The organism is Streptomyces sp. NPDC000941 (genome assembly GCF_053599555.1).
On the sequence record NZ_JBSFMM010000030.1, the window covers coordinates 50,158 to 64,565 of the forward strand.

The 14,408-nt window shown below is 69.5% G+C and carries 12 protein-coding genes; 5 read left to right on the forward strand and 7 right to left on the reverse strand.

Annotated features, from left to right (window positions below; translation table 11 throughout):
• Positions 1-58 precede the first annotated feature (58 nt).
• Positions 59-1,681 (forward strand): alkaline phosphatase D family protein, encoded by a 1,623-nt coding sequence (locus ACWDSL_RS12810; protein WP_450484584.1) that lies wholly within the window; start codon positions 59-61, stop codon positions 1,679-1,681.
• Between the two features lie 444 nt (positions 1,682-2,125).
• On the opposite strand, the gene ACWDSL_RS12815 is transcribed toward ACWDSL_RS12810, so the two are convergent.
• The gene (locus ACWDSL_RS12815) at positions 2,126-3,133 is read right to left on the reverse strand and encodes a Gfo/Idh/MocA family protein (RefSeq protein ID WP_450484586.1); all 1,008 of its coding nucleotides are present in this window, start codon (positions 3,131-3,133) and stop codon (positions 2,126-2,128) included.
• A gap of 99 nt (positions 3,134-3,232) precedes the next feature.
• Here ACWDSL_RS12815 and ACWDSL_RS12820 point away from each other — a divergent pair, with 99 nt between their 5' ends.
• Together ACWDSL_RS12820 and ACWDSL_RS12825 are read left to right on the forward strand one after the other, a co-directional pair.
• Positions 3,233-4,546: a multidrug effflux MFS transporter gene (locus ACWDSL_RS12820; protein ID WP_450484588.1), complete on the forward strand. Its 1,314-nt coding sequence runs from the start codon at positions 3,233-3,235 to the stop codon at positions 4,544-4,546.
• Complete coding sequence (locus ACWDSL_RS12825; protein ID WP_450484590.1) at positions 4,513-5,646, forward strand: serine hydrolase domain-containing protein; 1,134 nt, start codon at positions 4,513-4,515, stop codon at positions 5,644-5,646. The genes ACWDSL_RS12820 and ACWDSL_RS12825 overlap by 34 nt, the downstream gene beginning before the upstream one ends.
• Positions 5,647-5,665: 19 nt before the next feature.
• On the opposite strand, the gene ACWDSL_RS12830 is transcribed toward ACWDSL_RS12825, so the two are convergent.
• Positions 5,666-6,082 carry a VOC family protein gene (locus tag ACWDSL_RS12830; RefSeq protein ID WP_450484592.1) on the reverse strand — a complete coding sequence of 139 codons (417 nt, stop codon included), beginning with the start codon at positions 6,080-6,082 and terminating at the stop codon, positions 5,666-5,668.
• Positions 6,083-6,092: 10 nt separating this feature from the next.
• Entirely contained in the window at positions 6,093-6,521 is a 429-nt protein-coding gene (locus ACWDSL_RS12835) for a helix-turn-helix transcriptional regulator (RefSeq protein WP_450484594.1), read from the reverse strand.
• A gap of 150 nt (positions 6,522-6,671) precedes the next feature.
• Here ACWDSL_RS12835 and ACWDSL_RS12840 point away from each other — a divergent pair, with 150 nt between their 5' ends.
• Positions 6,672-7,082: a VOC family protein gene (locus ACWDSL_RS12840; protein WP_385626157.1), complete on the forward strand. Its 411-nt coding sequence runs from the start codon at positions 6,672-6,674 to the stop codon at positions 7,080-7,082.
• Between the two features lie 81 nt (positions 7,083-7,163).
• Complete coding sequence (locus tag ACWDSL_RS12845) at positions 7,164-9,554, forward strand: ATP-binding cassette domain-containing protein (RefSeq protein ID WP_450484596.1); 2,391 nt, start codon at positions 7,164-7,166, stop codon at positions 9,552-9,554.
• 43 nt (positions 9,555-9,597) lie between these two features.
• Here ACWDSL_RS12845 and ACWDSL_RS12850 read toward each other — a convergent pair whose 3' ends face one another.
• The 4 genes from ACWDSL_RS12850 to ACWDSL_RS12865 form a co-directional block, all read right to left on the reverse strand.
• Positions 9,598-10,299 carry a hypothetical protein gene (locus ACWDSL_RS12850; protein WP_450484598.1) on the reverse strand — a complete coding sequence of 234 codons (702 nt, stop codon included), beginning with the start codon at positions 10,297-10,299 and terminating at the stop codon, positions 9,598-9,600.
• 14 nt (positions 10,300-10,313) lie between these two features.
• Positions 10,314-12,485 (reverse strand): hypothetical protein, encoded by a 2,172-nt coding sequence (locus ACWDSL_RS12855; protein WP_450484600.1) that lies wholly within the window; start codon positions 12,483-12,485, stop codon positions 10,314-10,316.
• A 189-nt stretch (positions 12,486-12,674) separates the two neighbouring features.
• Positions 12,675-13,100, reverse strand: a complete 426-nt coding sequence (locus ACWDSL_RS12860; protein ID WP_450484602.1) for a hypothetical protein — start codon at positions 13,098-13,100, stop codon at positions 12,675-12,677.
• Between the two features lie 171 nt (positions 13,101-13,271).
• Entirely contained in the window at positions 13,272-14,288 is a 1,017-nt protein-coding gene (locus ACWDSL_RS12865; protein WP_450484604.1) for a small ribosomal subunit Rsm22 family protein, read from the reverse strand.
• Between the last annotated feature and the right edge of the window lie 120 nt (positions 14,289-14,408).

Sequence of the window (14,408 nt, forward strand, 5' to 3'; positions counted from 1 at the left end):
CCGGACGCCACGAGCCAGTCGCACGAGCCAGTCGCCACGAGCCAGGGGAGAGCAAGAGATGGCACACCACCCGCATCAGCAGGCCATACGAGCCGCGGCAGCGCGCCTGGGCCGCCGCCGCTTCCTCACCGTCACCGGGGCCGCCGCGGCCATCGCCTTCAGCACCAACCTGCCCAGCGCCCACGCCACCGAGCAGACCTCGCACGCCCTGAGCGACGACCCCTTCACCCTCGGCGTGGCCTCCGGCGATCCGCTGCCGGACGCCGTCGTGCTGTGGACCAGACTCGCCCCGCGCCCGTACGAGCCGGGCAACGGCCTGCCCGACGAGGGCTTCGTGTACGTGGGCTGGGAGATCGCCCACGACGAGCGCTTCAGACGAGTGGTCCGCAAGGGCAAGACCGTCGCGCACGCCGAGTTCAACTACACCGTGCACGTCGACGCCAAGGGCCTCGACGCCGACCGCGTCTACTGGTACCGCTTCCGCGTCGGCCGCTTCACCAGCCCCGCCGGCCGCACCCGCACCGCCCCCGCCACCGGCGCCCACGTCCGCGAGGGCCGCTTCGGCCTGGTCTCCTGCCAGGCGTACCACGACGGCTACTTCACCGCCTACGGCCACCTCGCGGGCGAGGACCTGGACGCCGTCTTCCACGTCGGCGACTACCAGTACGAGTACGCCGTCAACGCGGCCGGCGGCGCGCGCAACTACACCGACCGCACCCTGCCCGCCCTCTTCAACACCGAGACCATCACCCTCGACCAGTACCGGCTGCGCTACGCCCTCTACAAGACCGACGAGGACCTACAGGCCGCGCACGCCGCCTTCCCGTGGTACGTCACCTGGGACGACCACGAGACCGAGAACAACTACGCGGGCGACGTCGACGAGAACGGGAACCCGCCGGAGGAGTTCCTGATCCGCCGGGCCGCCGCCTACCGCGCGTACTGGGAGAACATGCCGCTGCGCATGCCCCAGCAGCCCGACGGCCCCGATATGCGGCTCTACCGCCGCTTCCACTACGGCAGGCTCGCCCAGTTCGACATCCTCGACACCCGCCAGTACCGCTCCAACCAGGCGTACGGGGACGGCTGGCAGTACCCGGGACCCGAGTCCGAGGACCCCTCGCGCACCCTCACCGGCGCCGCCCAGGAGCGCTGGCTGCTCGACGGCTTCCGGCGCTCCAAGGCCACCTGGAACGTGCTTCCGCAGCAGGTCACCTTCTCCCAGCGGAAGAACACCACCGCCGCCCGCTCCAAGCTCAGCATGGACTCCTGGGACGGCTACCCCGCCTCCCGTGAGCGGATCCTCGCGGGCGTCGAGGCGGCCGGGATAGAGAACTTCGTCGTCCTCACCGGCGATGTCCACGTCCACTACGCCTTCGACATCAAGAAGGACTTCAACGACCCCACGTCCCGCACCCTGGGCGTCGAGTTCGTCGGCACCTCCATCAGCAGCGGCAAGGACGGCTCCGACAAGCCGTCCAACTGGGCCACGTACATGGCGGCCAACCCGCATATGAAGTTCTACAACGGCCTCCGCGGCTATGTGACGTTGACCCTGGACGGCGAAGCCGCCCGCGCCGACTACAAGACGATCCCCGGAGTCACCGCGCCGGGCGCGCCGCTCACCACGGCGGCATCGTTCGTCAGCGAGGCCGGCAACCCCGGCCTCCAGGACGCCTGACGGCCGCTGCCTGAACCGGCCGGCGAAACGACGCCGCAGCGTCGGCCGCAGGCGAAAGACGGCACCGCCACTTCAGGCGGTGCCGTCTTCGGGCCTTCCGACCCCCACCCCCTCTAAAAAACATGCTTGATCTACTACTTGATACAGATCAAGCACTTTTTTAAGAGCAGGTGGGGGGAGGGCCCGAACCGGACCGGCGCACACCGCTTCGGGCGACCATCCGCCGACCCCCGCCCGTGAGCCGGTGACGACCCCTTGGGCTGGACGGCGACGATGCCCCCGGCGCCCCTCTCTCCTTCCCGCTGCCGGCCGCTGTGCGCCGAAGGCGCGAGACGATGCCCGCACGCGGCAACAGGACCATGTCGCCCAGCGGAGTTGGCCCGTACGTCGCGCCCGAGGGGCCCGCGGCGGCAGACGCCGCAGCGGGCCTCATCCTGCGGCTGCTCACCCCTCGTCGGCGGCGTATCGCACGCCGATCCGCTCGCGCACCGCGTCCAGCGTCCGCATCACCGCGAGCGAGCCGTCCAGCGGCACCAGCGGGGACTCCGTCTCGCTCGCCCGCAGGCAGCGCATCACCTCCGCCGCCTCGTGCTGCAGCCCGTGCAGCCCGTGCAGACCGGCGTCCGCGTCCTGCGCGGTGAACTCCTCCGGATCCCGCCCCGGCCGGTGCAGTACGAACCGCTCCGGGTGGAAGAAGCCGCGCGGGAACTCGATCCGGCCCGCCGTCCCGGTCACGGAGGCGGTCTGCGGTGTGTCGGCGTTGAGCGAGCAGCTCAGCAGCGCCGTCGCGCCGCCGTCCCAGCCCAGCAGCATCCCGGTGTTCTCGTCCACGCCCTCCGGGGCCAGCCGCGCCCTGGCCTGGATGTCATCGGGCTCGCCCAGCAGCAGCTGCGCGAAGGACACCGGGTACACCCCGAGGTCGAGCAGCGCGCCGCCGCCCTGCGTCGGGTCGCGCAGCCGGTGTCCGGCGTCGAACGGCCCGGCCAGGCCGAAGTCCGCCTGCACCACCCGTACGTCGCCGATCGCGCCGTCCCGGACCAGCTCGGTCATCCGCCGGACGACCGGATTGCAGTACGTCCACATCGCCTCCATCAGGAAGGCGTTACGGGCCCGGGCGAGATCGACCAGCTCGGCCGCCTCCCGCACATTGAGCGTGAACGCCTTCTCGCACAGCACCGCCCGCCCCGCCTCCAGGCACAGCCCGGCCGCCACGCGGTGCGCCGAATGCGGGGTGGCGACGTACACCACGTCCACGTCCTCGTCGGCGGCGAGCTCCGCCCAACTGCCGTGCGCGCGCGGTATCCCGAACCGCTCGGCGAAGCGCTTCGCGGACTCTTGGGAGCGGGAGCCGACGGCCACCACCTGGGCGTCCGCCAGCTCCAGCAGGTCCGCCGTGAACGCCGCCGCGATCCCGCCCGTCGCCAGAATCCCCCACCGCACACTCTCGGCCATCCCCATGCTCACTCCGCTCTCCCACCGGACAAAAGCCGGTCATGACCACAACGAATTGCTGAGAGCATAGAGAAGACTCAACAACTCACGGAGAGCTGAATGCCGCCGTCAGGCCACCCGACCGTCCCCGACCACAGATCCATACCCGTCCCCGAGTCCACCCCCCGCACCGCCGCCGCCCCTTCCGCGGGCCCCGCGCCGCGCAGCGCCCGCCGCGCCGGCCTGATCGTCACCCTCGTCCTCGGCGGGCTCAACGCCCTCCCGCCGCTGTCCATGGACATGTACCTCCCGGCCCTGCCCGAGGTCACCGGCGCGCTGCACAGCTCCGCCGCCACCGTCCAGCTCACCCTCACCGCCTGTCTGGCGGGCATGGCGCTCGGCCAGCTGGTCGTGGGCCCCATGAGCGACAAGTGGGGGCGCCGCCGCCCCCTCCTCATCGGCATGGTGATCTACGTCGTCGCCACCGCCATCTGCGCCTTCGCGCCCAACGTCGAACTGCTGATCGCCTTCCGGCTGCTCCAGGGGCTCGCCGGGGCCGCGGGCATCGTGATCTCCCGCGCGGTCGTCCGCGACCTGTACGACGGCGCCGAGATGGCCCGCTTCTTCTCCACCCTCATGCTGATCTCCGGCGTCGCGCCCGTCGCCGGCCCCCTCCTCGGCGGCCAGATCCTCCGCATCACCGACTGGCGCGGCGTCTTCGTCGTACTGACCGTCGTCGGCGTGCTGCTCACCCTCGTCGTCTGGCGCTATCTGCACGAGACCCTGCCGCCCGAGCAGCGCCACCGCGGCGGCGTCGGCCAGGCGCTGCACACCATGCGCGGGCTGCTCGCCGACCGCGTCTTCACCGGCTACATGCTCGCGGGCAGCTTCGCCTTCGCCGCCCTCTTCGCCTATGTGTCCGGCTCCGCCTTCGTCGTCCAGGAGATCTACGGCGCCTCCCCGCAGACCTTCAGCCTGCTCTTCGGGATCAACTCGATCGGCCTGGTCGGCGTCGGACAGCTCAACGGCAAGGTGCTGGCCGGGCGGGTCAGCCTGGACGCGGCCCTGGCCGTCGGCCTCGCCGCGATCACCCTGTCGGCCGTCGCGCTGTGCCTGATGGCCACCGGGGTCTTCGGCGACGTCGGCCTCGTACCGATCGCCGCCGGGCTGTTCGTGCTGATGTCCGCGATGGGCCTGGTCATGCCCAACACCAACACCCAGGCGCTGATGCGCACCAAGCACGCGGCCGGCTCCGCGTCCGCGCTGCTGGGTACCTCCTCCTTCCTCGTCGGCGCCATCGCCTCCCCGCTGGTGGGCATCGCGGGCGAGCACACGGCCGTGCCGATGACGGTGGTCCAGCTGGTGTGTGCGCTGGTGGCCGTGGTCTGCTTCGTGGCACTGTGCCGTCCGTGGCAGCAGCGCACGACAACCTGAACGAGCTGATCCAAGCTGTGGGGGCGCTTCCCGAGGGGGAGCGCCCCTGGTGTGCCGGGGTGGTCGTGGCCGCCGGGCGGGGCCCGGACGTGCTCGTCGAGGAGGCCTTCGGCTGGGCGGTGCGGTACGCGGCGTACGACGAGGCCACGGACCGCGGCGTGGAGCTGCCGCGCGAGCGGTGGGTGCCGATGCGGGCCGGGCGGGGCGAGGAGCCGGACACCGTTTTCGACCTTGCCTCGCTGACCAAGCTGTTCACCACGATCGTCGCGGTGCGGTGCGTCGAGCGCGCCGAGCTCGACCTGGACGGCCGGGTCGCCGCGTACGCCTCCGAGTTCACGGCCGCCGCCGAACACGGCATCACCGTACGGCAGCTGCTCACCCACACCTCCGGGCTGCTGCCCGAACTCCCGCTGTACGACTACGACAGCCACGAACAGCGGCTGGCGCGGCTGCACGCCGAACCCCCGACCACCGCCCCCGGCACCGCCCGCCGCTACTCCGATCTGAACTTCCTGCTGCTCCAGCGCGTCGTGGAGCGGGTGACCGGCCGCTCCCTGGCCCACCTCGTACGCGACGACATCACCCGCCCCCTCGGCATGACCGCCACCCGCTACCGCCCGCCCCGCGCCTGGCTGCCCCGTATCGCCGCCACCGAGGACCAGCGGCGCCCCTGGGCCAAGCTCGACCGCGGCATGCTGCGGGGCGTCGTCCACGACGAGAACGCCTACGCCCTGGGCGGCGTCGCGGGCCACGCCGGGCTCTTCTCCACGGCCGCGGATCTGACGCTGCTGTGCCGCGCCCTGCTGGGCGGGGGCCCGCCCGTGCTGCGGCCGGAGTCCGTCGAGCTGATGCTGGCCGCGCCGGGGCTGGGGTTCGAGGTCGATCGGCCCTGGTTCATGGGCGAGCTGGCGGGCCGGGGCGCGGCGGGCCACACCGGCTTCACGGGCACCAGCCTGGTGCTGGACCGGGCCACGTCGTCGTATCTGGTGCTGCTGGCCAACACCGTGCACCCGCGCCGCCGCCCGGCCGACAGCGCCCCGCGCGCGGCGGCGGGTACGGCGCTGGCGCGGGCGCTGCGGGCCGCGACGCCGGAACCCTGAGCCGGGCCCGACTCAGGGCTCACTTCTCGAGCGGCTGGGTGAAGCGCAGCAGATTGCCCGCCGGGTCGCGGAAGGCGCAGTCGCGCAGTCCGTAGAACTGGTCCATGGGCTCCTGCAGCACCTCGGCCCCGGTGGCCTTGACGCGCTCGAAGGTGGCGTCGCAGTCGTCCGTGGAGAAGATGACACCGCGCAGCAGGCCCTTGGCCATCAGCTCCGCCATGGTCTGTCTGTCGGCCGGTGAGGCGTTCGGGTCGGCGAGCGGCGGTTCCAGGACGATGCTCACACCCGGCTGCGCGGGCGATCCGACGGTCACCCAGCGCATCCCCTCGTACTCGACGTCGTTGCGCACCTCGAGGCCGAGCGCATCGCGGTAGAAGGCGATCGCCTTGTCGTGGTCGTCGACGGCGATGAAGCAGGTGGAAAGCGTGATCTCCATATCCATCACGCTACGACCGAGGGGCGCGACCCGCCTCCGCGTTCCTGATCGGCCGCGTGTGGATCTTGGCGATGCACGCCGGGATGGCGGCGGCATGGTCATGGCTGCGGGCCCGGTACGCGCTCGGGCTCTCGCCGACCAGCTCGGTGAAGCGCGAGCTGAACGACCCCAGCGACGTACAGCCGACCGCGAAGCAGACCTCGGTCACCGTGAGGTCGCCGCGCCGCAGCAGCGCCTTGGCCCGCTCGATACGGCGAGTCATCAGATAGCTGTACGGCGTCTCGCCGAAGGCGGCGCGGAAGCTGCGGGAGAAGTGGCCCGGCGACATCAGGGCGCCCTGCGCCAGCGCCGGGACGTCGAGCGGCTCGGCGTAGTCGCGGTCCATCCGGTCACGGGCCTGCCGCAGCCGTACGAGGTCGTCGAGGTCCAGCCGTTTCATTCGAGGAGTTTCGCACAAGGAGCCGGTCCGGGAGCCGGTCCAGGAACCGGTCCAGGAACCGATCCAGGAACCGATCAGGAATGGAGAAGCCTGGGTCACGGGGCCGTGGCTAGCGTGAATGCCATGAGCAACGCCACCACACATGACGCCATGGACCTCACCATTCACTGGACCTTCCTCCCGCACCACGACCCCGACGCCTCCCTGGCCTTCTACCGCGACACCCTCGGCTTCGAGGTCCGCAAGGACGTCGGGCAGGGCAAAATGCGCTGGATCACGGTCGGCCCCGCCGGTCGGCCCGACACCTCCATCGTCCTGGAGCCGCCGGCCACCGACCCGGCCATCACCGACGACGAGCGCGGCACCATCGTCTCGATGATGGACAAGGGCACCTACGCCCGCCTCACCCTGGCCACCGCCGACCTCGACGGCGTCTTCGCCCGGCTTCAGGCCGGCGATGCCGAGGTCGTCCAGGAGCCGATCGATCAGCCGTACGGTGTGCGCGACTGCGCCTTCCGCGACCCCGCGGGCAATCTGATCCGCATCAACGAACTGCGCTGACCTCGCTCCTTGCGCACGCGACCCCGTCCGACGTCAATAGGACGGGGTCGCGCACTCGCGCAACAGAAAGACGGAGACACCATGAGCATGGCCAAGAAGACGGATCCGCAGCCGCCCGCCGCGCCGCACGCTGCCGACAGCCACGATCTGATCCGCGTGCACGGTGCGCGCGAGAACAACCTCAAGGACGTCAGCATCGAGCTCCCGAAGCGGCGGCTGACGGTGTTCACCGGCGTCTCCGGTTCGGGCAAGAGCTCACTGGTGTTCAACACGATCGCCGCGGAGTCGCAGCGGCTGATCAACGAGACCTACAGCGCCTTTGTACAGGGCTTCATGCCGACGCTCGCGCGGCCTGAGGTCGACGTCCTCGACGGGCTGACCACGGTGATCACCGTCGACCAGCAGCGGATGGGCGCCGACCCCCGCTCCACGGTCGGCACCGCCACCGACGCCAACGCGATGCTGCGCATCCTCTTCAGTCGGCTCGGCAAGCCGCATATCGGCCCGCCCAGCGCATACGCCTTCAACGTCCCCTCGGTCCGGGCGAGCGGCGCGATCACCGTCGAGCGCGGTGCGAAGAAGGCGGTGAAAGCGACCTTCAACCGCACCGGCGGTATGTGCGTACGCTGCGAGGGCCGGGGTTCGGTCACCGACCTCGACCTGACCCAGCTCTACGACGACTCCAAGTCGCTCGCCGAGGGCGCGATCACCGTCCCCGGCTACAAGGGCGGCGGCTGGAACTCCCGGCTCTACATCGAGTCGGGTTTCTTCGACCCGGACAAGCCCATCCGCAGGTTCACGGAGAAGGAGCTGCAGGACTTCCTTCACCGCGAGCCGACCAGGATGAAGATCGCGGGCATCAACATGACCTACGAGGGGCTGATCCCGCGGATCCAGAAGTCGATGCTCTCCAAGGACAAGGAGGCGATGCAGCCGCATATCCGGGAGTTCGTGGAGCGGGCGGTCACCTTCACCGTCTGCCCCGAGTGCGACGGCACCCGGCTCAGCGAGGGCGCCCGGTCGTCGAAGATCAAGAAGATCAGCATCGCCGACGCCTGCGCGATGCAGATCAGCGACCTGGCGGAATGGGTCCGCGGCCTCAAGGAACCGTCGGTGACGCCGCTGCTCACCGCGTTGCAGCAGACCCTCGACTCCTTCGTGGAGATCGGCCTCGGCTATCTCTCGCTCGACCGGCCGGCGGGCACGCTCTCGGGCGGCGAGGCACAGCGCACCAAGATGATCCGCCACCTCGGCTCCTCGCTCACCGATGTGACGTATGTCTTCGACGAGCCCACCACCGGTCTGCACCCCCATGACATCCAGCGGATGAACGGGCTGCTGCTGCGGCTGCGGAACAAGGGCAACACGGTGCTCGTCGTCGAGCACAAGCCGGAGGTGATCGAGATCGCCGACCACGTCGTCGACCTCGGCCCCGGCGCCGGTACGGCGGGCGGCACCGTCTGCTTCGAGGGCACCGTCGAGGGGCTGCGGGCCGGTGGCACCGTCACCGGGCGCCACTTCGACGACCGGGCCGCACTCAAGGAGACGGTACGGAAGCCCACCGGCACGCTGCCCATCCGCGGCGCGAGCACCCACAACCTTCAGGGCGTCGACGTCGACATCCCGCTCGGGGTGCTCTGCGTGGTCACCGGAGTGGCGGGCTCCGGCAAGAGCTCCCTCGTGCACGGGTCGATTCCTGCGGATGAGGGTGTGGTGTCCGTCGACCAGGGCGCGATCCGCGGCTCCCGGCGGAGCAACCCGGCGACGTACACCGGGCTGCTCGACCCGATCCGCAAGGCGTTCGCGCAGGCCAACGGCGTGAAACCGGCGCTGTTCAGCGCCAACTCCGAGGGCGCCTGCCCCACCTGCGGCGGCGTCGGCGTCGTGTACACGGACCTCGGGATGATGGCCGGCACCTCCACCACCTGCGAGGACTGCGAGGGAAGGCGGTTCGACGCCTCGGTGCTCGACTACCACCTCGGAGGCCGCGACATCAGCGAGGTGCTGGCGATGTCGGTGACCGAGGCCGAGGAGTTCTTCGGCACCGGCGAGGCGCGCACCCCGGCCGCGCACCGCATCCTCGGCCGCCTCGCCGACGTCGGACTCGGCTACCTCACCCTCGGCCAGCCGCTCACCACGCTCTCCGGCGGCGAGCGGCAGCGGCTCAAGCTGGCCACCCACATGGCCGACAAGGGCGGCGTGTACGTCCTCGACGAGCCGACCGCCGGCCTTCACCTCGCCGATGTCGAGCAGCTGCTCAGCCTGCTCGACCGGCTCGTCGACGCCGGCAAGTCGGTCATCGTCGTCGAACACCACCAGGCGGTCATGGCACACGCCGACTGGATCGTCGACCTCGGCCCCGGCGCCGGCCACGACGGCGGGAGGATCGTCTTCGAGGGCACCCCGGCGGATCTCGTCGCCGCGCGGGCCACGCTCACGGGCGAGCACCTGGCGGCCTACGTCGGAGCCTGACCGGGGCCCTCGCGGCGCAGGTCCTCTGGGGCACACAGGGCGATCACTCCTCCGTGGCCTTGGTGGGGACGAGGGTCAGCTGGTCGAGCCTCTTCGGCAAACCGCTTTCCTTGAGGCAGCCCATCTCCTCGGCCATTTTTACGGATGCGGAGTGCAGGATGTAAGCAGCTTCCTTGTACTCTCTGGCTGACTCGGTAATCAAAGCACCCGCCACCACCTGCAAAAGGGCCCCGTCGTTCTGGCTGGACGCTTTACCGTCGACCGGGCATGGGAATCCAGTCATGGCGTTGTATGCGTCTGGGAAGATCAAGGCGTCGAACTCCTTGAATTGCATCGGTTCGCCCCGCGTTGGGAACGAGCCCATTCCCTTGCCCTTTCCCCATGCGAAATCGATGGTGAGAAGGGCGTTGCTCCCTCCGGGGGACTCCGCATCGCACAGTCGGTGTATCGTCCGCCTGCCGGTCTTTCCCGCGTCGCTGACGAGGGCAACGGCGACTTTGGGAAAAGAAAGGAGAGCCGAGTCGTCCACGGTGGAATCCTCGAATATACTGACCCCTCCCGAGAGGGCCTCCAAGCTCCTGGCGGCCCGCTTGTTCAGCGCGCTGTCGCACACAGTGTCCGGCGTAAGGAAACTTTCCTCATCTGGGGAGTTCTTGGCTGACTGCACGAGGACTGTGGCCACCAAAATTCCTGCCGTGAAGAGAAACAGCAGCAGTTGGTTCCGCCTCATCTTGCGGGTGTCCATCGCGAGATCTTCTCTCAATCTGTCACGGGCAGGTTGCCGGCGAACTCTTGGGCGTGGCTTCCCGTCGCATAGCCAAGCTTTTGTGCTGCCATGAGATTTTTCTTGAGCTCACGGTATTGCTCGTCGGAGTAGTTTCCGCTTGCGTTGATCTCTTCCAAGGTGCTGCGCCCGGGCTGCCATGATGCCTCGACCCCCACGTCATAAAGCCGGCTGACGTCACCCTGATAGACGGCGGAAAGGTCGCGGTGCTGGGACTTGGCGTAGCCATCCAGGTTGTTGAGCATGTTCTGATTGATGGTGTGTTCGGTCGCGGTGAAACCGAGGGGCACCAGAAGCTTGGCAGCCCCCTCATCCGGCTTGGGCACCATGCCGAGAACGCCGCCCGTGATCGCGCGGTAAACTGCCTTCTCGTTTCCGACCCGGCGGTCGACCGCGGCGTTGTACGCCTCATCCCGTGCAGCACCCTCGGCCTTGATCTGATCGCCACGTCCCCTGTCGATGGCTCCTTGGACTTCCGCCCCCGTTGTGATCGCTGTTTCCGCGTCGGCGGAGGAGACATCACCGTCGGCTTCGAGGGTCGGCGGATGCGCATCGAGTACCGAGGTGGTGTATGCCTGTTGGGCGGCCCCGATGTCGGCGTAGGCGTCAGGGTCCTGGCCGAGTGTTCCCAAAAACCTCAGCGACTTCTCCGTGTCGAAGTGCGCGCGGTCCCGAGGGGAACGCCCCGTCCCGTCCTGGGCGAAGAGGGACCGATCGTCGTCGCTTCCGTCCAGTCCCCAGTTGAGGTCGTCGATGTACGCGGCGCCGATACGGCCGAGGCTCTTCCCGATTCCGTCTTGGTGGTGCATGAGTTGGGCGCCGTTCTCCAGCGTCTGCTTGTCGTCGTTGCCGTCGGCCTCCCGGCCGTAGAGCTCGATGACCTTCTCCGCCACTGCCGCCGTGTCCGCGTCGCGGTGGAGCTGCGGGTGGGGATCGTCGTAGGCCACGCCCATCGTGCCGGATTCCAGTGCGTGTCCCAGCGCCGTGTACCCAGCGACTTTCTTGGCGTCCAGATCCGCGTGGTCCTCGGGCCACTTCCGTTCCTCGGTGAAGTAGTCGAAGTTGCTGTCGTCCTTGAAGAACTCTGTGGAGGCGTCGGGGTTGTGGCCGAGTGCTTCCATGAAGCCCGTCATCGGATCCGCTCCGGCGTCGTTCGCCGCGCCGTAGTGCAGCTGGAAGGGATCGCTGTCCCTCTCCCACGGGAGCACGTCTTCACGAAGTGTGCGGGGATTGCGCTGGCCGCTGTACTTGTCCTGCGTGTGCTCCTTCTCGAAACTGGTGAGTTCCTTCCCGTACTGCAGCAGGAATTCCGACTCGAACTTGCCGTGTCGCAGCAGATTGCTCATGGCCTGGAAGCCGTAGACGCCCTGACCGGTGTGGCCCACGGACTTTCCGCCGGCCGCGATGATGCCGTCCTCCCATTTCTCCATCGCGGGGCTTCCCGACTGGGTCGCCGTGGCGAGGGTGGTGCCCAGGCTGTCCTCGAGCCCGCCCAGGAGCTTCATGCGCTCCTTGAGGTCCTTGGGCAGCCCGCCCTGATCCCTGGGAGAGCGGCTGAACTGCTGTGAATTGGCCACGTCGGTGTAGAAGTCCAGCGTGCCTTTGGGGCCGAGCTTGGTCGCGAAGCGCTCCGCGAACAACGGATCATCGCCGTTGTTCCGAAACAGCTTGTTGAGGTTCGCCAGCTCCTTGTTGGAGAGCTTGTCTCCTTTTTCTGCCAGCTTGAGGGCCGCGTCGGCCTTCTTGAGTGCGTCTTCGGCCTGGTCGAGGGAGGTGTACTTGGCGTCGGCGAAGCCGTACGGGGTGCTGTCCACCAGCGTGCGGAGCGCCGTGGCGGCGGCGTTGTCCACCTCGGTGGCATTCTTGAGGATCCGCTTGATGTCCGCGCTCAGGGCGTCGACGTCGCCCTGAGCGTGTTCCGGCAGCTGAGTGCCCTTTCCGGCCCGGTCGGGGTGGATGTTCATGCTGGCGGTCCAGCCGTCACCGGCGGGCTTCACGGTGAGATTGCGCTCGCGCTGGGCGGTGTCGATCCGCGTCTTGAGCTCTTCCCGGTACTTGATGAGATCATCGCGGGCGTCCCGGAGGATGCTGTGGATGCTGGTGGCTTCCTTGACCGCGTCCCGAAACTCCTTCGCGGTCTTCGCCACGAAAATCCGGGAGACCGCGGCGTTCTCGCCGGCCCAGTTGGCCTTCTCCGCCCGCTTGCTGAGCTGGGTGTCCGCGTCGTCGGCCAGGTCGGTGAGCTTGGTGAGCATCTGTCCCCAGTCGGTGACGGCCACCCCGAGGCTCGCGAAATTACCTGACAAAAGGGCCTCGAACTTCATACGCGCCGCCCCCTAGCGGAAGTTCTCGTCGATTTTGGAGATGCTCAGCGAGGTGGCGATGTGGTACTCGTCCCCCGCATGCGCCTTTTGGGTGTAGTCGAGGTGGTTCGAGATGTGGGCGCACGCCTCCAGAAGGGAATCGACCTGCTTCTTCCACTTCTCGACGACATCGGTGAGCGCCGATCCGACGGCGAAGTCGTCCGTCAGCTCCTTGGCCGCCTTGCCGCTGGCCACCTTCGCGTGGTCGCCGTCGTTTTCGAGGCGCCCGTACAGCGTGAAGGCGGCGTCTCCGATGGCCGCTAGATCCTTCGCGTGCACGCTGAGGTCGCCCTGGCCGCCGCTCGCCGGGCGGCTGTGCAGTTGGTTGAGCCGCATGTGGGTGTCCGACTGCTGTGCCGCCTCGGCCCGCAGCTGAGCCCATTCCTCTTCGAATGACACATTTCCCCCCGAAGGCATTCGGTCGTTGTGCTGTACACGTCGCCTTCGGGGCAGGTTAACGGTTCGGTAGGTTCGGCCGCACCCTGGTTCCATTTCCGTGCGTGTCCGGTCGATTACGGTAGGTGTGTCGTGAAGGTGCCGTAATCCCGCGCAAATGGGGCAGCGGGGCGGTCAGTCGCCGTCCGCGCCCGGCCAGGCGTCGCCCCAGTCGGCGTCGCGGGCGGTGCGGTAGCGGGGGCCCTGGCGCTTGGTGACCGTCTCGCGGCGCAAGCCCGCGTCGGGTGTGCAGAGGTCGAGCAGCACCTGGCCCTTGCGGAGCTGCGGGCGGCGCACCACGCGGGCGGCCGCGGGCGCGGCGGGGAAGCGGGCGGCCGCGACGTACGCGAACTTCTCGTCCTCGTACGGCAGCGAACCGCCCTTCACCTGCCGGTGCAGGGAGGACCGGCTGACCCGGGCCGCGAAGTGGCACCAGTCCGCACCGGGCTCGATCGGGCACTGTGCGCTGTGCGGGCACGGCGCCACCACGCGCAGCCCCGCCGCCAGCAGCCGCTCCCGCGCCTCGCGGATACGGAGGTAGCCGTCCGGGGTGCCGGGCTCGATCAGCACCACGGCCTGAGCGGCCCGGGCCGCCTCGTCGACGACGGCGTGGCGGTCGGCGGCGGTGAGCTCGCCGAGCACGTACGAGACGGTGATCAGGTCGGTCCCGTCGGGGATGGCGAGCCCGTCGCCGATGACCTGGCGCTGCCAGCGCACCTCCCGCAGCGCCTCGACCGCCGCACCGCCGGCCAGCTCCCGGCCGAGCGCGAGCGCGGGCTCGGCCCAGTCCAGCACGGTGGTGGCGCGCTCCGCGTCCGGCCAGGCCGCGGCGGTCGCCCACGTGGCCGCGCCGGTGCCGCCGCCGATGTCGACATGCGAGCCGGGACTCCACCCCGGCGCCCCCACCCGAAAGGCGGCCAGCGCCGAGCGCACGGCCTCGAACGTCGCGGGCATCCGATACGCGGCGTAGGCGACGACGTCGGCACGGTCGCGCAGCACGGGCGCGTCGGTCGGGGTCCGCCCCCGGTAGTTCTCGATCAGCCGCCCCGTAGCCTGCGCGGCCTGCCGGGCCGACAACCCATCGACCAACCCGGCCAGCGCGGCGCGCAGCGTCTCGCCAGTACGGGCGCCCTCGGCGGCGGAAGCGTGCATCCGCCAGAGTTTACCGCCCGCCCGACCGCCTCCCGGCCGGTCGATGGCGCCCCGGCGGCGGGGTGGCCGGCGGCGACGGTGGCCCCTGGCCCGGTGGTCCGGTGGCCTGGCGCCCCGGCC